Origin of the sequence: Acinetobacter bereziniae LMG 1003 = CIP 70.12 (assembly GCF_000368925.1) — a bacterium.
In the GTDB taxonomy this organism is placed as follows: Bacteria; Pseudomonadota; Gammaproteobacteria; order Pseudomonadales; family Moraxellaceae; genus Acinetobacter; species Acinetobacter bereziniae.
In genome coordinates this window covers 2,527,909-2,550,588 of the sequence record NZ_KB849756.1, presented here as the reverse complement: position 1 = coordinate 2,550,588, position 22,680 = coordinate 2,527,909, and the positions used below count along the sequence as shown (strand labels likewise).

Sequence of the window (22,680 nt, the reverse complement as noted above, 5' to 3'; positions counted from 1 at the left end):
TCTCTAAACCTTCTAGTGTAATGTGTTGTTAAATTCAATCTCTAAAATATCGATATTGAATTGTTGGAAAACCTTTTCCAGTGATTCAATCAAAGAAGATTTATTGATCTGTTTCAGATCAGCACAATGAATGTTGAGAAATTCAGCTTCGGACTTGTTAATCAAGGCATAGCGTGCTTCATCTCTACCATTCAATTTTTGACTCACCAAACCCGCCCTTTCTAAGTCACTCACTACACGATAGATGGTGGATAAGCTAATCTGCTGATTGTTCAGATATAACTGCTGATAAATTTGTTTAGCCGTCAGTTGTGCTTTTTGATCTGATAAGGCTTTGAATACAATCACTCGTGCCTGAGTAATTTTTAAGTTTGCGTGACGTAATTTCTGTTGGATTTCAATATTCATGTCTCACCTTTTGGATGTCATGCTATAAACGCCCAATCTTTACAGCTGCTTGATCAATGATCTCAGCAACTTGTCTGACCTGTTCTGCATTAAAATCTTTACCTTTGAGCTTTAAACGCAACGCCGTTTTTAAATTTTCCATGGCGCGATGCACATCCAGATATTGGTCATTTTCATGAATTTCACGACGCGTTTCTAAACGCGCTAATAAATGTTGAATGTGTTGCTGTTGATCTTTTAAGTGTAACTTTCCAGCGTCAGTAATATGATATTGCTTGCGATCATCCGCCGTACTCTCTACCCGAACAAAGCCTATTTCTTCAAGATAGGTCAGTGTGGGATAAATAGTGCCTGAACTGGGTGTATAGCCGCCACCCACCAGATCACTAATGTCCTTGATAATTTCATAACCATGTTTGGCTTGCTGTTCAATCAGATGAAGTACCAAAAGCTTCATTTTTCCTGATTCAAATAAGCGACCTCTACGTCCAGCATAGCCTTTTTCTGGATGATGACCACGATGTTCAAAGTCATGCTGTGAATGATCATGCTGAGCTGATTTCATCTTTATTTTTCTCAAATTGATTAATTTATACATATTAAGATATATCTTAATGTGTCTTAATTCAATAAAATATTTATAATAAACCATAATTAATTGATTTATATTAAATTAATTTTATAAAGAGATATTGCTTAAGATATGAAAAAGACATTCTTTCAATTTTTAAAGTGGACATGATCAATTCAGAAATATCAGCAGATTTGAATCCTTTTGCCGATTGAATCAGCACATGGCTTGTTTTTATTCGTATAGTTTACTCATTATATTTTTAATCATATGCCAATAAAAAAGCGCCTATATCAGCGCTTTTTCATTTGAAATTACTGTTCCAAATGCAACATTCGCAATTGCAAACTCACATTGCCATTGAATTGATTTTTATCCAACTCATAGACGATACGAACACGATCCTGCATCGGATCAAAATTAAATTTATCACGAACATTAAATGCAATGGCATCCACAGCCTGCCCATCTGCTAAAGCCAAACGCAATTTTAAATGAGCATCTTTCAGCCAGCGGTAGTCAATCACCTTAAACTGCCCTTCGAACACAGGGGCAGGAAACTTTTGTCCCCAAGGACCCAATTGTTCGAGTGTATCAACCGTTTGCAGTTGAAAGGCTTGAGCAGGTAATTCACCGTCTGTCCATAACACCGCTTGAAACAGAGATTCATCTGATTGAGCAACCAGTTCAGTAAAACGCTGCTTAAATGCTTCGAAATCTTGCTTTTGAATGGTCAAACCTGCCGCAGCAGCATGACCACCAAAATGGCTAATTAAATCAGGATACTGTTCTGCCACTTTTTCAATCATATCTCGAATATGGATACCCTCTATCGAGCGAGCAGATCCTTTGATATGAATGCCATCTTTATCGGCAGCAAATACAATACTCGGACGATGAAATTGTTCTTTTAAACGCCCCGCAACAATACCAATCACGCCTTGATGCCAATGCTCTTCAAACATCACCAACGCAGCGGGTAAATTGTCTTGGTCTAATTCAAGTTGTTCTAGCTCAGTCAGTGCTTCTTGCTTTATTTGTGATTCAACTTGACGGCGCTCCAAATTTAAATCGTTCAACTGACGCGCCAATGCATAGGCAGTTTGCATATCAGTTGCCAATAGACATTCAATCCCAATATCCATGGTTTCCATACGTCCTGCCGCATTAATTCGAGGACCTAAGACAAACCCTAAATCAGAAGCTTTTAACTCAGCTGGATCACGCCCTGCGATATCCAACAATGCACTGATTCCAGCACGACACTGATTTTGCTGAATTCGCTTCACACCTGCATCGACCAAAATCCGATTGTTATAATCCAGACTTGCCACATCGGCATAAGTGCCTAAAGCAACCAAATCTAAATATTGCTGCATTTTTGCAGTCGATTTAGCAAGTTTTGCACGATGACTACTTAAATTCGCCAATAAATAAAAAGCAACCCCCACACCCGCCAATGCCTTGCTTGGAAACTCACATCCCAGTTGATTCGGATTCACCACAGCTTCAGCTTGAGGTGTTTGCTTCGTAGTCAAATGGTGGTCGGTAATAATGACCTGCATACCCAGTAAATGCGCTTGATCAACTCCTGCATGACTGGAAATTCCATTATCTACAGTGACCAATAAATCGGGTTGAAATTTTTTAAAAGCTAAATCGGCAATCTTAGGGGTGAGACCATAACCATATTTAAAACGATCAGGCACTAAATATTGAACATTTGCTCCCATTTCATTTAAAGCCAATATCATCAGTGCTGTACTGGTCGCACCATCGGCATCATAATCCCCCACAATGACGATTTTTTTCTGTTCATCTATGGCTTGGTCAATGATCTGAATCGCCTGCTCCAAACCTTTCATTTTGGGTGCAAGTAAATATTTCAGTTTTAAATCAAGTTCTTGTTCTGACTGCACTCCACGTCTTGCCAAAAGTTCAGCAATAAACGGTGATACGCCCTGAAAATGATCAGGGCGTGTCAACAGTGGTCGTTGTTTAATTTGTATTTTTTGCATTTATGGCATCAAACGTTGTAATTTCCAAAATCCCTCAACCTTTTCATAAGTTAAACGATCATGTAAACGATTTGGACGACCTTGCCAAAACTCATAATAGTCGGGTTGCAAACGATAGCCTCCCCAAAACTCAGGTTTTACCAGTTGGTCTTTCTCCGCAACTTGATCATACAGTGCTTGAAAGCGTTGTTGAAGTTGTTCACGATTCGCAATCACCCCACTTTGAGGTGTACTGATATGCGCTGCAATTTGGCTATCGCGTGGACGCTTGTGATAATAATCAGTAGACTCTTGCTCAGATATTTTCTCGACTTGACCACTAACACGGACTTGGCGCTCCAACTCAGGCCAGTAAAAGAGAAGTTCTGCAAAAGGATTTTCAGCTAAATCCAAACCTTTTTGACTGTCATAGTTGGTATAAAAGTCATAACCAGCTTCGGTTGCACCACGCAATAACACTGTCCTCACATGCGGGCGACCTTGTGCATTTGCAGTCGCTAAGGACATTGCATAAGGTTCATGAAGTTTGGCTTCTAGAGCCAAATTAAACCAATTGAGAAACTGTTCGTGTGGATGGGCATCCACCTGTTCCTCATGCAGTTCACCTTTCTGATAGGTTAAACGAAGCTCGCTTAAATCTTTAATCACATCACTCATGAACCCAAACCTTCTACAGATTAGATACTATTTTTAGGCAGCATTTTTGCGTACAGCATCTGCTAAATGATTTGCTAAATCAGTGACTTCTTGCAAATCATCACCTTCTACCATAACACGGATAATCGGTTCAGTCCCAGATTTACGAATTAAAATTCGACCACGCCCTTTGAGTAATGTTTCTGCTTTATCAAATTCAGCAACCAAGGCAGGCACTGCATATGGGTCAAACATTTGTTCAAGGCGTACATTGACCAACACATTGGGCAAAGTTTTAAACTCGGCGACCAATTCATCCAAAGCTTTATTTTGCTCAACCAACACCGTCAATACTTGCAGTGCCGCGATAATGGCATCACCTGTTGTGCTCTTGTCTAAAGTCAAAATATGACCTGATGGCTCACCGCCAATGACCCAGTTGTTTTCTTCTAGATTTTGTAAAACATAGCGGTCACCCACTTTAGCACGTACAAAAGGTACTTTTGCCTTTTCCAATGCCAATTCCAAAGCCATGTTACTCATCACTGTACCCACTACACCTGCTGGTTTCTGTGAAGACTGTGTGGCTAAGATATAAAGAATATGGTCACCATCTACCAGCTTTCCATGACGATCAACCAATACAACACGGTCAGCATCGCCATCAAAAGCAATGCCTAAATCTGCTTGATGCTCCACAACAGCTTTTTGTAAGTTTTCAGGATGTGTTGACCCACAATCTTTATTGATATTTAAACCATCAGGATCATTATAAAGTGCAATCACTTTGGCACCCAATTCACGGAACACCGCAGGACCCACGCTATAAGCTGCACCATTGGCGCAATCCACAACAATTTTTAAATGGCGTAAATTGAAATGATACGGGAACGTCGATTTGCAAAATTCAATATATCGCCCATTGGCATCTTTAACACGTACACTTTTACCCAAGTTAGCGGTGTCTTCAATGACTATATCTTTTTCTAATTCACGGTTAATCGCTTCTTGAATCGTATCAGGTAGTTTCTTGCCTTCATCTGAGAAAAATTTAATGCCATTATCAAAATAAGGATTGTGTGATGCAGAAATGACGATCCCTAAATTGGCATGCAATGCACGTGTTAAATGGGCAATCGCTGGGGTAGGTAACGGTCCTAACAAGTGCACATAAACACCTGCTGCATTTAAGCCTGCCTGTAATGCTGCTTCAAGAATATAACCAGATAAACGTGTATCTTTACCTAAAACCACAATAGGTTTTGTTTTTGGGCTAATTTGCTTTAATACTTTACCCGCGGCAAACCCCAATTTAAGTGCAAATTCAGGGGTAATTGGGAGTTCACCAAATTTTCCACGAATCCCGTCTGTACCGAAATAACTCATTTTTTACCCACTTATTATGCGTTGTATAACAATCAATTTTTCACGTTTATACTTTACACCAAAATAAAAAAGCCGTCATAAACTGACGGCTTTTTTCAATCAAAATATTACAAAAGATTAACCCACTCGATAGTTCGGTGCTTCTTTAGTAATCGTGACATCATGCACATGCGACTCTTGCATACCTGCTGCAGTAATTTTCACAAATTTTGCATTTTGGCGAAGATCTTCAATGGTTGCGGAACCTGTATAGCCCATTGATGAACGTAAACCGCCCATCATTTGATGTACGATGTTACCCATTGGTCCTTTGTAAGGTACACGACCTTCAATACCTTCAGGAACTAACTTTTCAGCACCTGCTTTAGAGTCTTGGAAATAACGGTCTGCAGAACCTGTTGCACCTGCCATTGCACCCAAAGACCCCATACCACGGTAAGCTTTGTAGTAACGACCTTGGAAGAATTCAACTTCACCAGGTGCTTCTTCAGTACCTGCCATGAGTGAACCCACCATAATGGTACTTGCACCAGCACCAATCGCTTTTGCCATATCGCCAGAGAAGCGGATACCACCATCAGCAATTAACGGAATTTGATCTTTCAGTGCATTTGCAACACTATCAATTGCTGAAATTTGCGGCATACCAATACCCGCAACAATACGTGTTGTACAGATTGAACCAGGACCAATCCCGACTTTTACAGCATCTGCACCCGCGTCAAGCAATGCCAATGCCGCATCACCTGTTGCGATATTTCCGCCAATGACTTGAACTTGTGGGAAATTGGCTTTGACCCAACGTACACGCTCAATCACGCCTGCAGAGTGACCATGCGCAGTATCTACCACAATCGCATCGACACCTGCCTCTACTAAAGCTTCAACACGGCTTGGCGTTTCTGCACCAGTACCCACCGCAGCACCAACACGTAAACGACCTAATTCGTCTTTACAGCTATTTGGATAAGATTCTGCTTTGCGGAAATCAGTGACAGTAATCAAACCTTTTAAGGCATGGTTATCATCCACCACCAACACTTTTTCAATGCGATGTTGTTGTAACAATGCTTGAATATTTTCTTTAGACTCATTTTCACGAACAGTCACAAGACGATCTTGCCCGGTCATGATGTTACTTACAGGTTGCTCTAAATTGGTCACAAAACGAGTATCTCGTCCTGTCACAATTCCAACAACCTTGCCGTCTTTAACAACAGGAACACCACTGATATTGTTGGCTTGAGTAATCGCAATCAAGTCACGTATCGTCGTTTCAGGAGTCACGGTGATAGGATCTTTCACCATGCCTGCTTCAAATTTTTTCACACGGCGAACTTCTGCAGCTTGCGCAGAAATATCCATGTTTTTATGTAAAATACCGATACCACCATTTTGCGCCATTGCAATCGCCATACGTGACTCAGTCACTGTATCCATTGCTGCTGAAACCATAGGTATGTTCAGTTGAATGCCGCGTGTGAGGCGTGTCTTTAGAGAGACATCTTTTGGGAGGATAGTAGAATAGGCAGGGAGTAATAAGACATCATCGAAGGTTAACGCTTCTTGAACGATGGTCAACATAACAGTCTCGCTGGTAATTTCCGTGAGCTATTATATACAAATTTCCGTTCAATTTTCATTTTTTATTGTGCGGATTTATCTTATTCTCGATCACCCTTTATTTTTCAGTATCTTATTGAAATAAAAATGGGCTTTGAATATAAAATTATAGTAGATTTAACACCACAGCAAACTGTCAGCTGACAGTCTCTGCTTTTTAAACAACTCTAGGCTACTGTCAAAAAACGACTCAATATATGATTAGAGCTTGTATCTCTTGTAAAAAAAATCTTCTCATATCCTAAACTTCCCCATTGCAGCATTAGCACACCTGATCAAAATCTTCATCATTACTGGGTGTCATGACATCAATATCAATCAAAGGAATTAAATTATGTGCCTGCCTTGCTTTGGCACATTGTGCATCCCCAGCTTGCACCTCTTTACAAGATGAACTGCGTTGTTCATACATGGTACAACTGACCTGCTGTCCAACAACACCATCCAATGCAATACAACGGGGTTGTTTTTGATTGGTCCCTTGCATACATGAATATACTGCAGTTAACGGTTCTACATAATCTGAAGGCATTGCTTCTCCCTCCGCCCAATAAAATGAGACTCGGAAAAAGGCGCAACACGCCCCACAGTTTAAGCATGCATCCTGTGCTGAGATTTGTGACAACATTTTTTTAAGATTCTCGTTATCAGTTTAAGATTTTGGCAAGAAAATCCTAAAAAAAGTCGTATCCAAACACAATAGATTTTTTGAGTTTTTTTATTGAGGACAGGTAAACACGGTCTCATCCATCAAATCAACACCGCACTGTAAATTTTCAATCCAATCTAAAAATTGATTGATCATTTCCTTTCCAATAAAAGGTTTGCCATGCTGAGGCACGATCATCTCAATATCCATCTGACGCACCATTTTCACCCATAAGCGAATGATTCTGTTGGTACACATATACCGTTGATGAAAACCACGCATACTTGGAATATGACTATTAAAATCATCTATCGGTGTAGATGCATCATCAACAATAGATGCCCCCATATCCCCAGAAAATAAAATTTTAGAGATGGGGTCGTAAAACTGAAAATTCCCTACTGAATGTAAGAAATGTGCAGGAACGACAATAATTCGAGTTTCACCCAAAGGAATTGAACCCCCTTGATCAGGTAACTCAATCAAACGCTCTAGCCAACCGCCTTTCATACGGTCACTCATAAAAGCGGAATTTAAGTGAGGTAAAAAGCGCGCCCACAACTTAGAAGCGACCACTTTAGCATCGGTATACACTAACCAACGTGGCATTGAGGTAATAATGTCAGGGTCTTGATGAGATGCCATCACATAGTCTAGGTTTTGCAAACGTGTGTATTTATTTAATTCCATAGTTAAAGGTACATAAGTTAAATCACCACCTGGATCCAAAACTGCTGCACGTTCATTATTGAGAATCAAAAATTGATTGGCTTGTACACCTTCGCCTTTCACCAAACTGGTAAAACTAATACATTTATGTGTGCCATTATCAAACAAAACTTGCGATGTGGTGCGATCTAAAGCCATACCCAGAACCCCAAAACCTTTTTTAAAATAAATCTTTATTTATCCCATACAACATATAAGGTTTTCTTCAAAGTTACAATAAATATACAACCTAAGTTTTATGATTATTTGTGTGATTATTCTCAAAATAATAAAAAACCCAACACTAGGTTGAGTTTTTTATCTTGAAAAGGTGCTGATCCAATCACAGCTTAAAGCTGCATCGAAAAAACAGCCTTAAAAAAAGTAATGTTGTACCAATGCGGCAACACCAATGATAAAGAATATCGCTGCGCCAATTTTATGAATTAAAGAAATTGGTAATTTATCTGCCAACTTATTACCAATAAATACAGCAGGTGCATTGACCAACATAATGCCCAGTGTAGTCCCTAGAGTGACCCATCCGATACTGTCAAAACGTGCAGCAAGTGCTACGGTCGCAATTTGAGTTTTATCACCGATTTCAGCCAGGAAGAACAACACAAATGTTGCACCAAAGACCCCATATTTCTGCCATTTATTTATGCTTTCAGATTCATCATCCAGTTCGTCTGGAATCAGCATCCAACCCGCCATGGCGATAAAGCCAAGTGAAACGATCCATAACAGAACAGTTGGACTGAGTACCGTGGTAATCCATTGCCCCAGCACAGCTGACACGCCATGATTGACCAATGTCGCAATCAGAATCGCGAATAAAATCGGAATAGGTTTACGGAAACGTGCAGCAAGAAGTAATGCGAGTAGTTGCGTTTTATCGCCCATTTCGGATAAAGCAACAACCACCAAAGAGATGAGGAAGGCATTTAACATGTCAAAGTCTCTGGCTAGCAATATTTACCGATGACTTACCCCTCCTGCTAGCCAATATGAATAGTCACCTATCCAACGCGGAGTGATAAATCAAAGGTCTTGCCAACAAAAGATAGCTGAGTACATGCCTTCAGCTAAATTGGTTCTTTGCTATGATGACCATACTCTGTTGAGTAATTATGTTGATCATCACCCATTTATTATCGTATTGATAACAAACAGCGGCTACTCCCCAATGAAGTACAACTATTCTACAATGCTTTTCAGTTTATTTTCAATTTTTACTATTCAATATCTTAAACACCAATCAAAGCAAAAGATTTGATCGGCTTAAATATAAAAAAACCCCGCATAAAGCGAGGTTTCCTCATCTTTAAAACTTAAAGCAAGATGTTACGAATGTCCGATAACAACTTGGTTAATTTATTGGTAAATCGAGCCGCATCCGCACCATTAATCACACGATGGTCATAAGACAATGACAGTGGCAACATCAATTTCGGATCAAAACCTGAACCATTCCAAACTGGCTGCATGGTGGCAGGTGAAATTCCCAAGATTGCAACTTGTGGCCAGTTCACCAAAGGTGTAAATGCTGTACCACCAATTGAACCTAAGCTGGTAATTGTAAAGTTGGCACCTTGCAAATCTTTCGGAGAAAGTTTCTTATCACGTGCTTTTTTACTCAACTCACCCAATTCAATCGCAATTTGCTTAATTGATTTTTGGTCAGGATTGCGCAATACAGGAACAGTTAATCCATCTGGTGTCGCCACTGCGATTCCCATATGAATTTCCTTACGTAACACCACTGACTTTTGATCGTCAGCAAGATGACCTGCAAAATAAGGTTCTTCTTTCAACAAGAACGCTACAGCTTTCGCAATAAAAGCAAGAATGGTTAAGCTTATACCGTCTTGCTTAAACTTACCTTTGAGTTCACCACGCCAAGCTTCAAGCTCAGTAATATCCGCCAAATCAAATTGTGTCACTTGCGGAATAAAATTGTTCAGTGACAACTGCGGTACAGACACTTGCTGTAAACGTGTCATTGGCGCAATTTCACTACCACCAAATGCGCTGAAGTCTGGTAAAGCAGGTAAACCTGAAGCAACCTGAGCAACTGTAGTTTGTGGCGCTGCTTGTGGTGCAGTCAGTTTCGCTTTAACAAAAGCAAAAACATCGTCTTTCATCACACGTGCATGTGGACCAGAAGCTTGAACTTGAGAAAGTATAACGCCCAATTCACGTGCAAGTTTACGCACAGCTGGACCCGCATAGACTTTAGCATTTTCAGCTTGCTGTGCTTTTGATAATTTCTCACATGAGTCTACAGCAGTAAGCGTCTCAACTTTTGCAGATGCAGTGGTCGGTGCTTGAGCTGCGACTGGTGCTGTTTCTTGCGATGATTGAGTTGCAGGTTTCGCTTGAGGAGCTGGTGTTGCTTGACCTTCTGCTTCAATGGTCACCAAAGCGGTACCTTGAGTCACAGACTGATTCAATTCCACATGAATGGCACTGACCACACCTGCAACTGTACTTGGTACTTCTACAGATGCTTTATCAGATTCTGCAACACAAAGACTCTGATCTTTTTCAACACGGTCACCCACATTGACTAAAATTTCAGAAATAGTCGCTTTGTCCACGCCCAAATCTGGCACAGTGACCTCAACTTTACCTGATTGAGTCACAGCGGACTGTTCTTGTGCAGCAGCTTGAGGTACTGGCGTTGTTTGCTGTGGCGCTATCTCAACGGACGATGCTGTTGATGCTGCTGCCCCACCTTCAGTTTTCACTGTAATGAGTACTACACCCTCTTTAACACTGTCACCTTCTTTCACCACAACACTTTCAACTGTACCTGCGACTGTACTTGGAACTTCAACTGTTGCTTTATCTGATTCGACAACAACAATGCTATCGTCCACAGCAATTTCATCACCAACTTTTACTAACACTTCGCCTACTAAAGCTTTTTCCACACCAATATCTGGAACTTTCACTTCAACTGTTTGTGATGTCGTATTTGTAGATGCTGAATTTGCCACAGGCGCCGCAGACTCTGTTTTAACTTCTACAACAGCTTCTGCTTTTGCTGGCTCTTGAGCAGGTGCTTCAGCGGCTTCTGTCACAGTTGCATCAGCAGATTCAACTTCAATCAATACTGCACCTTCTGAAACTTCATCACCTTCAGCAACCGCAATACGTTTTACTACACCTGCTGAAGTGCTAGGCACTTCAACAGAGGCTTTATCAGATTCCAGCAAAACGATACTGTCATCTACAGCGATCGTATCGCCGACCTTGACGAGGATTTCGGCAACCGTTGCCTTATCTACACCAATATCAGGAGTTGTAATTTGCATCATTATTTCTCCTCAGTAGATTCAGTATAAGCTGCAACTTCTTGCACAGATGGATGTGCTTGAGGTAACCATGCAACTGGACGGTCAACATCAAGTTCAAACGAAGAAATCGCATCTTTCACTAAACGTGCGTCCACTTCACCTTCATCGGCAAGTTTTTTCAATGTTGCAACCACGATATGAGCAGCATCTACACCGAAATAGCTACGCAAGTTGCCACGTGTATCTGAACGACCATAACCATCTGTACCTAAAGTTACATATGGACGGCTATCTGGAAGGTAAGCTCGGATCTGTTCGCTATATGCGCGCATATGATCTGTTGCTGAAACGACAATACCATCGGTATCACGTAACTGCTGAGACACCCAAGATTCTTTACCATCTTCAAGTGGGTGCAAGCGATTGTATTCTTCAACAGCCATACCATCACGTGCTAACTCATTGAAGCTTGTTACGCTCCACACATTAGAATGAATTTGGTATTCATCACGTAAAATTTGTGCCGCTTTGATGACTTCACGTAGAATTACACCTGAACCCAACAACTGAACTGTGGCTTTTTCATCTTGGTTGAATAGATACATACCACGCTTGATGCCTTCTTCAGCACCTTCAGGCAATGCAGGTTGATCATAGTTTTCATTCATGAGCGTCAAGTAGTAGAACACACGTTCTTGATTGACATACATGCGTTGTAAACCATCATGCACAATCACAGCCAACTCATAACCAAAGCAAGGATCATAAGCCACGCAGTTTGGAATAGTTGCTGCCAAGATATGTGAATGACCATCTTGGTGTTGTAAGCCTTCACCATTCAAAGTTGTACGACCTGCTGTTGCACCACACAAGAAACCTTGTGCTTGAGAGTCACCTGCAGCCCATGCAATATCACCAATACGTTGGAAACCAAACATAGAGTAGTACATATACATTGGAATCATTGGCAAGTTATTGGTGGAATAACTGGTACCCAATGCTGACCAAGCACTCATCGCACCTGCTTCATTGATCCCTTCTTGTAACATGTGACCATCTTTTGCTTCACGATAGTTCATGAGCTGTTCTTGGTCTTCAGGCGTATAGTTTTGTCCATGTGCAGCGTAGATACCCAACTGACGGAACATCCCTTCTAAACCGAAAGTACGAGCTTCATCAGGTACAATTGGAACAACACGGTCTTTAATGGCTTTTTCTTTTAACAATGCTGCAATCAAGCGCACCATCACCATCGTCGTAGATTGTTCTTTACCACCACTGCCTTTCAATACACCATCAAATACTGAAAGTTCAGGAATCGCCAAAGCTTCGCTTTCTTTACGACGTGCAGGTAGATAACCACCTAAAGCTTCACGACGAGCTTTCATATATTTCAATTCAGGCGAGTTTTCACCAGGACGATAGAATGGTAACTCTTCAAGCTGTTCATCATTGAATGGCAAATTGAAGCGATCACGCACATATTTTAATGAATCAAGTTGCATTTTCTTGATTTGATGCGTTTTGTTGACTGCTTCGATTTCATCAGACAAACCATAACCTTTTACAGTTTTCGCCAAGATCACTGTAGGTTGACCGTTACTGGTCATTGCTGCTGCATAAGCCGCATAAACTTTATATGGGTCATGACCACCACGATTTAGATTATCAATATCTTCATCGCTCAAGCCTTTCACTAATTCCGCAGCTTCAGGATATCTGCCAAAGAATTTTTCGCGAGTATACGCACCGCCTTTTACTTGGTAACGTTGATATTCGCCATCTAAAGTTTCATCCATTAATGCTTTTAAAGCACCAGAAGTATCTTTATCAAGTAGAGGGTCCCAATGGCGTCCCCAAACCACTTTAATCACACGCCAGCCAGCGCCACGGAATAACGATTCAAGCTCTTGAATAATTTTACCATTACCACGAACAGGACCATCTAAGCGTTGTAAGTTACAGTTAACCACCCAGATTAAGTTATCGAGTTTTTCACGACCTGCCAGCGAAATCGCACCCAAGCTTTCTGGCTCATCCATTTCACCATCGCCAAGATAAGCCCAAACCTTACGGTTTTCTTCCTTGATCAAACCACGATTCATTAAATATTTTTGAATGTGTGCTTGATAGATCGACATGATTGGACCAAGACCCATCGAAACCGTTGGGAACTGCCAATAATCAGGCATTAAATAGGGATGCGGATAGCTTGAAAGACCTTGACCACCCACTTCACGACGGAAGTTACTCAATTGATCTTCAGTTAAACGACCTTCTAAGAATGAACGCGCATAAATCCCAGGCGCACAGTGCCCTTGGTAATAAATCATATCGCCGCCAAAGCTATCACTATTGGCGCGGAAGAAATGGTTAAAACCAACATCATATAAAGTTGCAGATGAAGCGAAACTTGCCAAGTGACCACCTAAGTCATCACCTGTTTTATTGGCACGCAATACCATTGCCAAGGCATTCCAACGGATCAATGCACGAATGCGACGTTCCATATCTTGGTCGCCCGGCATTGCTGGAGACTCTTCTACAGGAATGGTATTTAAGTAAGGAGTATTTAGACGCTGAATGGGAACATGCTTTGAAATGGCTTGCTGATATAATTTTTCTAATAAAAACGCAGCACGTTCAGTCCCCATATGCTGGAGCACTGAATCAAAGGCATCTTGCCATTCTTGTGTTTCCTGAGCGTCGCTATCACCGTAATACGCCATTTTCCACTTACTCCTTGAATAATTTTCTATATATTATATGTATCATGTTTTAGCCCTGTTAAGTTATCGTTACAGACGAATGCAGATTGTAGGTATTATTTAGGAACTAAATAGTTGTTGACTAAATGACACTTAAAATAACAAAAAACCGCCAATAATGGCGGTTTTTTATACAATATAAATTCAATTTAATGCTAGTCTGAATACAGGATTTAATTCAACGCGACACTGAATATCATCCTCAATATCCAACATAGACACTCAATGAATTACGTGATTGTTTTATGGCAACATCGCTAAGTAAGAAGAAGGGTTCTTGCGTTGACCATCTTTTACAACTTCATAATGTAAATGTGGACCTGTGCAACGACCTGTACAGCCTACATTGGCAATATGCTCACCTGCTTTGACTTGATCACCTACACGCGCAATCAGACGTGAGGCATGTGCATAACGTGTGATATAGCCATTGCCATGGTTGATTTCAACATATTGACCATAGCCTGTACCCCAACCTGATTTGGTTACAATACCAGGACCTGTAGCATAGATTGGTGTACCACTTGGTGCAGAAAGGTCTAAACCTGAATGATGTTCAGCGCGACCACCCATGGTACGACCACCAAAATCAGAACTCACACGCTTCATGTCTGGAAGAGGATGCGTGACTAACCATGAATATGGAGAACTTGCTGAATAACGAGAAGTAGAATTTGAGCTAGAACCGTATTTTTTAGCAATGCTTGCATTGTTTAACTCGATTGGAGCATCTGAACTACGTAGCGTGACATTCATCTTTGCTGAAGCAGGAAGGTCTAAATCATCTGGATTGTAAGAACCTTGAGAAAGTGTCTTGGATAATTTTTCTAAACGATCTGGAGTTTGAATCAAGTCTGCAAATGTCGCAGTAGCAGCTGAAGCAGCTAGTGTAAAAGCTAATAAAATACGTCGCGTGTGCATAAAAACCTCTTTAACTGTTCTTAGTCAAGTTTCTTGTGTGATCTCATCCTTGATATCCGGTGAAACGAGCGCTTAAGATAGGACATAAATATGTAGGAACAATGTATGTCTGAACCCAAAAACGTCTTCCAACCAACAAGACAACACTTAAAAACAGGAAACTTATCGTTTCTTACAAAGCAAGTTGCTGAATGGCAAAAACTTACTAAATTAATTCAACCGCTACTTCCTCAACCTGAGAATTGGCGAGTTGTCTGTTATCAATACGGTATTTTGACGATTACCGGTGAAAATCAAGCCATGATTAGTCAACTCGGTTATCTTCAAAAGCAGTATATTTCTCAATTATCACAAATCAATGAACTACGTGATTTACAAAAACTACAAGTCCGATTACATATTGAAAATACCAATACTGAAACGTCCTTACAACCCCATAAAACGGTAAGCTCGATGCAACCCGCAACATCCGAAATGTTACAAAATGCCGCTAGTTTTGTGAACGACCCTAAGCTTAGCCAAGCTCTACTACGTTTGGCAAGCAATAAAAAGTAAACAGAATAGATAAAATTAAGATTTGAAACTGTTTAAAATATGACTCAATTCACACTTATTAATGTTACACTATAACACAATCTAGAGAACACAATGACTTATGTCACATTGACGAAATGAATTGGACACAATTTCTCGTCATCAAATGTTACAATTTCATAGCTGCTTGGATCACTTTTCACATTGCGTAAAAGTTGATTATTTAGTGCATGACCCGATTTGTAACCATCAAATTTGGCAATAATTTGATGTCCAAGCAAATATAAATCACCAACAGCATCTAAAATTTTATGACGCACGAACTCGTCAGCAAAACGTAAACCTTCTTCATTGACGACGCCAGTATCATCTAAACCCACAGCATTATCCAAACTTGCCCCCAATGCTAGATTGTTGGCTTTTAAATAATCTAAATCCTTCATAAAGCCAAAGGTACGCGCACCACTAACTTCATATACAAATGTTTCAGTTGAAAAATCAATGGTTGCGGATTGATATTCTTTAGCAAAGGCTGGATGATCAAAGTCGATGGTAAAGTTGATTTGGAACCCATCATGAGGAGAAAAAATTGCACGCTTATCGTCTATCAGTGCTTCAACAGGTTTTAAAATTCGGATAAATTTCTTTGGTGCATCTTGTTCAACCAACTCACCTTGCATGAGTAAGTAAATAAATGGACCTGCACTTCCATCCATAATCGGAATTTCAGACGCTGAGACTTCGATAATCAGGTTATCAATCCCCAATCCCGCAATCGCACTGGTGACATGCTCAATCGTGCCCACCTTAGTTTCTTTACTGACCAAGTTTGAACACATAAATGCTTCTTGGATCAGCATGGCATCCGCAGGGATATCGACAGGTGGATTTAAATCGATGCGTCGAAATACAATACCCCCATCCGCCACATGAGGCAAAAAGTTAATCATGACTTTTTGTCCACTATGTAGTCCGATGCCACTCGCTTTAACGACTCGCTTCAGGGTACGTTGTTTCAACATGCTAATTCGGTCTTCGTTCTCAAATCCGCTATACGTTAGCACATTTAGCCATTGATAAAAAACAAAAAAGGTAATGAATCTCACTACCTTTTTCGACAATATTAAATATTATTAATATTTATCAATTATTTACGCTGTTGGTTTTTCAAATAATCTTGAATACTCATTGGCGTAGAACGACCATTTGAACTCGGCGCCGTCACAGGTGCACCCTCTTCCTGACGCTGTTTATTGATCGCAGGAATATCATCTTCATCTACAGCATGATGTTGTGCTTGTTGTAAATGAGCTTGAGCAGCACTATTTACATGTGTTCTACGTTTCGCTTCAGTCGCATCACTTGCGTTACGCGTCAAACCTGTAGCTATCACTGTCACACGAATTTCATCACGCGCATCGGGATCAAACACAGTACCAAAGAACACTTCACCTTCTTCAAGGTCAACGATCTGGTTGACAACATCCGTGATCACTTCTGTTTCACGTAATGTCACATCTGCACCGCCAGTGATATTGATCAACACACCTTTAGCGTTCATGATGTTAACGTTATCAAGCAATGGGCTACGAATCGCCAAACGTGCAGCTTCTTCAGCACGATCTGGACCACTGCTTTTGCCTTCACCCATCATGGCATAACCGCGGGTACTCATTGCAGTTTTTAAGTCAGCAAAGTCAAGGTTAATATGACCTGGACGTACCACTAAATCAAAAATACTACGAACCGCATTCAACAATACGTCATCGGCTTTACGGTAAGCATCTTGCATAGAGATGTCACCATATACACTGAGCAGACGTTGGTTCGGAATAATAATTAAAGAATCAACATGCTGTTCTAATGCTTCGATGCCTTTTTCAGCTGAACGCTGGCGACGACGACCTTCAAAATTGAATGGCGTAGTCACAACACCTACAGTTAAAATTCCCATTTCCTGAGCAATTTCAGCAACAACTGGTGCAGCGCCTGTGCCCGTACCACCACCCATACCGGCAGTGACAAACACCATATCTGCACCTTCAAGGTGCTGACGAATTTGCTCGCGGCTTTCTTCAGCAGCAATTTGACCTACATCTGGATTCGCACCCGCACCTAGACCTCGCGTACTTTGCTCCCCAAGTTGCATTTTAAAAGGTGCATTCATACGATCTAGGGCTTGTTTATCTGTATTTGCACAGACAAATTTCACCCCTTTAATGTCAGATTGCACCATGTGTTGTACAGCATTACCACCGCCGCCGCCAACACCAAACACAGTAAAACGGGCTTGACCGTTGTTATCGGTTTGTCCATCGTCTAAAAATTCAAATGAGGCCATGACCTTTAGATTTCCTAATATAATGTGGCAGTCACTTAAGCCCGTATACTGCCTTGATCTTCAATAATAAAAATTGTTTTTAGGATGCTGTTCATTACAGAGCTTGTCAAGTATTGGATAGAACACTTACAACTTCCTAACAATATTCCCAAAAAAAATACACCTAAAAAATACCTTTTAATTTGTTATTCAAGGCATTCCAACCATTCACAATTCGGTCAAAGAATGGTCTTCCCCCTTGAACTTCAGGCTCCTCAATCGCCTCTTGCATGTCACTTTGACTAAATAAAAGTAAGCCTGCCGCTGTAGCATACATTGAACGACGTAATGAAGGTAAGTTCTGATCGTCAGTGACCACTTGTAAAGGTGGATTGCCTAGATGTGCAGAAACGCCCAACATACGACGCGCCAAAGTCACCATGCCTTCAATTTGACAAACATCACCTGTCAGTACAACACCATGATACAAGCTTTGCAAGGCACCACGCTGCTCTAGTTCGTAGCGCACTTTAGTTAAAATATCTTCATAACGTGCAATAATGATTTCAGCAAGTTCTATGCGACTGATGGTTTGCGGACCATCAATTGCCTCAAACTGAATCATGTGATCAGGTTTGACCTGATGGATATCGACACAGCCATGAAGCAACTTAATCCGTTCAGCTTCTTCAGTGGTGGTCTGCAACACTGTCGCAATATCACGTGTGACATTTTCACCACCACATTGAATGGTGCTGGCTAGAGCCAAATGACCTTCTATATAAACAGCGATATTGGTGGTACCTGCACCAATATCGAGTAGGCAAACACCATATTCTTTTTCATCTTTCAGCAAACTGCCTTCAGCAGTTGCCAAACACGAAACCACCATTTTCTCAACAGAAATATTGGCACCTTTCATAGCGCGATCTAAGTTCTGCATGGTACTGATCGGCATCATCATCAATTGATAATGTGCAGTCATACTATTGGCAGATAAGTTAATCGGATTTTGTACCCATTCAGTTGAGTCATCCAACTCAAATCCTAAAGGTACAGCACTCGCCAAATAGTGATCAGCTGCCATATGACTGGCTTTTGCCAACTCTAGAGCACGTACCACCTCAGTTGTGGTAATCGTACGTTCTGCGTTTGAAATCGGGGTACGTCCAATTGCATAATGGCTTTGTAATTCAGTACTTGGAATCGACACCCATGCTGAATGTATACGACATTCAGCCATATCTTCAGCTTCTTGAACGGCTTGTTTAATTGCATTTGTGACTTTATCAAGGCTCACAATTTTGCCTTTATTCATTCCTTTATTACGTGCGCTTGCCATGCCAATAACCTGAATATTATCAGGGGCATGTACTTTACCAATCAGTACTGAAACTTTATGTGTCCCAATGTCAATTGCAACAACTGAGGGAACAGCTTCATTCATCGCTTTGCTACCATTATCTTCATTGTTTATGTTTGGCTCTACGCCTCTTTTTCAAGCCACATATTATGGCTGTGCAACCATCCCACCTGCAACGCCTATGTCATTACTGGTTACAACAAACTGACCGTTGGTAATTTTGGGTGAAACTGAATTTTTCCACTGAATTGCCAGACCATTTCGGTAACGCAAATCAATTGCAGAAATATTCGACCACACGGGTTTTAAGTCTGTTTGTGCCAAGTGACTGAGACGTTGTAGCTTACTCATCGTTTGATCTTGGTCGACAATCACACGTAGACCTGAATCAAACTGCATAAACCAAGTCATCCGTTCAGTGAGATAAAGCTCTTTTAAACGTAAATTGACTGGGTGAAATAATTGGTTAATTTCATTATAGCGACGCATCATGACTTTGGATTGGCTGAGTGGTCCATGGAGCAATGGCAAATTGGAATGATTGGTCACCACTGCTTCACTGTAGACATCTCCAGCATCACTGAGTAATCGCCCTGTTCCCCAACGTGCGATTGCATGACGCGGCATAACGCGCACTCGAATACCATTTGGCCATGCGCGTGATACCACAACACGGTCTACCCATGATACTTCCAGTGCTTTATCTCGAATTTGCTCCAAATCCGAAGTGAAATAATTATCTTTCACAACAGGTTTTAGGTGTTGTGTAATCGCTTGCGATTCGACCGATGAACTCGTCCCCACCACTTCAAGTGTTGCAACTCGCGCATCGGTGATCACTTTGTAAAGACCATAGATTCCTGCAAATAATACAGCTATAGCAACAACCATAAGCAACCAGCTACCCACGTTCAGAAGCTTATCCTGACGTGTCGGTGGCTTATCGTGTATTGATGTAATCGCCGCACGTTTGCGACGCATCGAAGCAGGAAGTTGAGCCATAAATTAGTGAGCTTGTTCCGTGAGTGTTTGCGCTAAGATCGCAACACACAATTCATCAAAACTATAACCAACTGCTTTTGCAGCTTTAGGTACAAGAGAGTGGCTGGTCATCCCCGGAACAGTATTCACCTCTAATAACCAAAAATTACCCTGCTCATCCAACATCGCATCAATACGCCCCCATCCGCTAGCACCTACAGCTTGGAAAGCACGCAAACAGAGCGCTTGAAGATTCTTTTCTTCAGCTTCGCTTAAACCACATGGAATACCATATTCCACGTCATTACGATTGTATTTGGCTTCGTAATCATAGAATGCTACATCTGCTGGAGGTTGTAAACGAATCACTGGTAATGGCAAACCATTCAGAAAGGAAATGGTATATTCACGCCCTGTAATCCATTTTTCAGCCATCACGACTGCGTCATGTACAGTGGCTTTTTCAATTGCGGCAATAAGGTCTTCTGCTTTTTCAACCTTACTCATTCCCACGCTTGAACCTTCGTGAACGGGCTTAATGATCAAAGGTAATCCAAGACTCTCAATCACTTCATTAAGATCAGAATCCTTTGAAATAATACGATAAGGTGCGGTCGGCAAGTCTGAACCTTGCCAGATCTGTTTGGTTTTGACTTTATCCATACCAATCGCAGAACCTTGTACGCCTGTCCCTGTATAAGGTACATTCATCCATTCCAAGGCACCTTGGATTTGACCATCTTCACCACCGCGACCATGCAATACAATAAATGCACGATCATAGTCCACAAGTTCCGTCACACTACGCTCTTGCGGGTCGAAAGCCTCTGCATTCACACCTGAACGTAATAATGCTTCTAAAACAGCTTTACCACTATCTAATGACACCTCACGCTCAGCAGATTTACCACCAAGCAACACCGCTACTTTGCCGAATTTAGAAGCATTTGACACGTTTAAATCCTTAAACTTATAAGTTAGTCAATTTCAATTTTTAAGGCTTTATTCAAATCCAAATTTAAACAAAGCCAAATCAATTATTTTAAATACAGTTGGTTTTGAGCCAATTCTACAGAAATTGCTCCCACGTTACCTGCACCTTGTGTTAATAACAAGTCATTCGCTTGTAACACTTTTTGTATCACGTTCTGCAAATTACCTTCTACAGGGTCAATTAAAATCGGTTCAACTTCACCACGCAAACGAATACTACGTGCCAAAGAGCGACTATCTGCCCCAACAATTGGCTTCTCACCTGCAGGATATACTTCTAATAATAACAATTGGTCGACTTGTGACAACACATCGACAAAATCATCAAAACAATCACGGGTACGACTAAAACGATGCGGTTGGAACATCATGACTAAACGACGATCTGGATGACTCGCTCGAGCGGCTTTAATCGTTGCCTCTACTTCTTTTGGATGATGACCATAATCATCTACCAGTTTCACGGTGCCTTCATCGAGTGGATATTCGCCTTGAACTTGAAAACGGCGCCCTACCCCACTGAAGCTTTCTAATGCGCGTGCAATCGCCGCATCTGATACACCTTCATCAGTGGCAATACCAATCGCAGCCAATGCATTGAGAATATTGTGTAAACCAGGAAGGTTAATTGTTAGTCGTAAAGGTTCACGTCCTTTACGCAATACGGTGAAGCTTGACTGCATACCCGTTTGGTCAATGTCAATCGCACGGATATCATTATCTTCATTGAAACCATAGGTCACCACAGGGCGACCAATCCGTGGCATGATTTCACGAATATTGGCATCATCGCCACACACCACAGCCAAACCATAGAACGGCATTTTTTGTAAGAACTTCACGAAAGTATCTTTCAATACATCAAAACTACCGCCATAAGTGTCCATATGGTCTGCATCGATATTGGTGACAATCGCAGCCATTGGTTCTAAATGAAGGAATGAAGCATCTGATTCATCGGCTTCAGCAACGATAAAACGACTTGCTCCCAATGCAGCATTCACGCCTGTGCGATTTAACAAACCACCAATCACATAGGTTGGGTCCATGTTTTCTTCTGCCAACATACAAGTAACCAAACTTGTCGTTGTAGTTTTACCATGTGTACCAGCAACAGCAATACCATGACGATAGCGCATTAACTCACCCAGCATTTCAGCACGACGTACCACAGGGATACGATTTTCAATTGCTGCTTTGACTTCTAGGTTTTCAGGATCAATTGCTGTGGATACCACCAGTACATTTGCACCTTTGATATTGTCTTCTGCATGCCCAATAAAAACTTTAATACCATTCTCTTCAAGCTGTACTGTCGTTTTGGATGCTTTAATGTCAGAACCAGAAACTTTATAACCTTGGTTTTTTAATACTTCTGCAATACCACACATACCTGCACCACCAATACCCACAAAATGGATATGCTTAATACGGCGCATTTCTGGAATTTTAATCAGGTTCTTTGCTTTATCAGCTGGGCTTGTTGGAGACATAAT

The 22,680-nt window shown here is 41.1% G+C and carries 19 protein-coding genes and 1 riboswitch; of the genes, 1 reads left to right on the top strand and 18 read right to left on the bottom strand.

The window, feature by feature from the left end:
* Positions 1 to 12 precede the first annotated feature (12 nt).
* The 12 genes from F938_RS21685 to F938_RS21630 all read right to left on the bottom strand — a co-directional run bounded on the left by F938_RS21685 (position 13) and on the right by F938_RS21630 (position 14,993).
* Complete coding sequence (locus tag F938_RS21685; RefSeq protein ID WP_004826112.1) at positions 13 to 408, bottom strand: Fur family transcriptional regulator; 396 nt, start codon at positions 406 to 408, stop codon at positions 13 to 15.
* A gap of 22 nt (positions 409 to 430) precedes the next feature.
* A complete protein-coding gene (locus tag F938_RS21680; protein WP_005035183.1) occupies positions 431 to 973 on the bottom strand; it encodes a PadR family transcriptional regulator in 543 nt (180 codons plus the stop codon).
* A 320-nt stretch (positions 974 to 1,293) separates the two neighbouring features.
* Entirely contained in the window at positions 1,294 to 2,997 is a 1,704-nt protein-coding gene (gene recJ, locus F938_RS21675; protein ID WP_005035180.1) for a single-stranded-DNA-specific exonuclease RecJ, read from the bottom strand.
* On the bottom strand, positions 2,998 to 3,654 hold the full coding sequence (gene pdxH, locus F938_RS21670; protein ID WP_004826106.1) for a pyridoxamine 5'-phosphate oxidase: 657 nt from the start codon (positions 3,652 to 3,654) through the stop codon (positions 2,998 to 3,000).
* Between the two features lie 33 nt (positions 3,655 to 3,687).
* The gene (gene glmM / locus F938_RS21665) at positions 3,688 to 5,019 is read right to left on the bottom strand and encodes a phosphoglucosamine mutase (RefSeq protein ID WP_004826105.1); all 1,332 of its coding nucleotides are present in this window, start codon (positions 5,017 to 5,019) and stop codon (positions 3,688 to 3,690) included.
* Between the two features lie 117 nt (positions 5,020 to 5,136).
* The gene (guaB, locus tag F938_RS21660; protein ID WP_004826103.1) at positions 5,137 to 6,603 is read right to left on the bottom strand and encodes an IMP dehydrogenase; all 1,467 of its coding nucleotides are present in this window, start codon (positions 6,601 to 6,603) and stop codon (positions 5,137 to 5,139) included.
* A 301-nt stretch (positions 6,604 to 6,904) separates the two neighbouring features.
* Entirely contained in the window at positions 6,905 to 7,270 is a 366-nt protein-coding gene (locus F938_RS21655; RefSeq protein ID WP_026040289.1) for a YkgJ family cysteine cluster protein, read from the bottom strand.
* Between the two features lie 90 nt (positions 7,271 to 7,360).
* Complete coding sequence (locus F938_RS21650; RefSeq protein WP_004826099.1) at positions 7,361 to 8,158, bottom strand: oxygen-binding di-iron domain-containing protein; 798 nt, start codon at positions 8,156 to 8,158, stop codon at positions 7,361 to 7,363.
* Between the two features lie 216 nt (positions 8,159 to 8,374).
* Positions 8,375 to 8,953, bottom strand: a complete 579-nt coding sequence (locus F938_RS21645; protein WP_004826097.1) for a TMEM165/GDT1 family protein — start codon at positions 8,951 to 8,953, stop codon at positions 8,375 to 8,377.
* An 88-nt stretch (positions 8,954 to 9,041) separates the two neighbouring features.
* Positions 9,042 to 9,199: riboswitch (yybP-ykoY riboswitch) on the bottom strand.
* Between the two features lie 134 nt (positions 9,200 to 9,333).
* Positions 9,334 to 11,322, bottom strand: coding sequence for a 2-oxo acid dehydrogenase subunit E2 (locus F938_RS21640; protein WP_010590908.1), 1,989 nt, complete (start codon positions 11,320 to 11,322; stop codon positions 9,334 to 9,336).
* 2 nt (positions 11,323 to 11,324) lie between these two features.
* Positions 11,325 to 14,033 (bottom strand): pyruvate dehydrogenase (acetyl-transferring), homodimeric type, encoded by a 2,709-nt coding sequence (aceE, locus tag F938_RS21635; protein ID WP_005035172.1) that lies wholly within the window; start codon positions 14,031 to 14,033, stop codon positions 11,325 to 11,327.
* Positions 14,034 to 14,315: 282 nt separating this feature from the next.
* Complete coding sequence (locus F938_RS21630; RefSeq protein ID WP_004826089.1) at positions 14,316 to 14,993, bottom strand: M23 family metallopeptidase; 678 nt, start codon at positions 14,991 to 14,993, stop codon at positions 14,316 to 14,318.
* Positions 14,994 to 15,098: 105 nt separating this feature from the next.
* Between F938_RS21630 and F938_RS21625 the strand changes: the two genes are divergently transcribed.
* Positions 15,099 to 15,548: a hypothetical protein gene (locus tag F938_RS21625; RefSeq protein WP_004826088.1), complete on the top strand. Its 450-nt coding sequence runs from the start codon at positions 15,099 to 15,101 to the stop codon at positions 15,546 to 15,548.
* Between the two features lie 98 nt (positions 15,549 to 15,646).
* Here F938_RS21625 and lpxC read toward each other — a convergent pair whose 3' ends face one another.
* The 6 genes from lpxC to murC form a co-directional block, all read right to left on the bottom strand.
* Positions 15,647 to 16,549, bottom strand: coding sequence for a UDP-3-O-acyl-N-acetylglucosamine deacetylase (gene lpxC, locus F938_RS21620; RefSeq protein WP_009585483.1), 903 nt, complete (start codon positions 16,547 to 16,549; stop codon positions 15,647 to 15,649).
* Between the two features lie 125 nt (positions 16,550 to 16,674).
* Entirely contained in the window at positions 16,675 to 17,868 is a 1,194-nt protein-coding gene (ftsZ, locus tag F938_RS21615) for a cell division protein FtsZ (RefSeq protein ID WP_004826084.1), read from the bottom strand.
* 163 nt (positions 17,869 to 18,031) lie between these two features.
* On the bottom strand, positions 18,032 to 19,294 hold the full coding sequence (gene ftsA, locus F938_RS21610) for a cell division protein FtsA (protein WP_004826082.1): 1,263 nt from the start codon (positions 19,292 to 19,294) through the stop codon (positions 18,032 to 18,034).
* A 63-nt stretch (positions 19,295 to 19,357) separates the two neighbouring features.
* On the bottom strand, positions 19,358 to 20,212 hold the full coding sequence (locus F938_RS21605; protein WP_004826081.1) for a cell division protein FtsQ/DivIB: 855 nt from the start codon (positions 20,210 to 20,212) through the stop codon (positions 19,358 to 19,360).
* A 3-nt stretch (positions 20,213 to 20,215) separates the two neighbouring features.
* The gene (locus F938_RS21600; RefSeq protein ID WP_004826080.1) at positions 20,216 to 21,145 is read right to left on the bottom strand and encodes a D-alanine--D-alanine ligase; all 930 of its coding nucleotides are present in this window, start codon (positions 21,143 to 21,145) and stop codon (positions 20,216 to 20,218) included.
* Positions 21,146 to 21,228: 83 nt separating this feature from the next.
* A complete protein-coding gene (gene murC, locus F938_RS21595) occupies positions 21,229 to 22,677 on the bottom strand; it encodes a UDP-N-acetylmuramate--L-alanine ligase (protein ID WP_004826079.1) in 1,449 nt (482 codons plus the stop codon).
* Between the last annotated feature and the right edge of the window lie 3 nt (positions 22,678 to 22,680).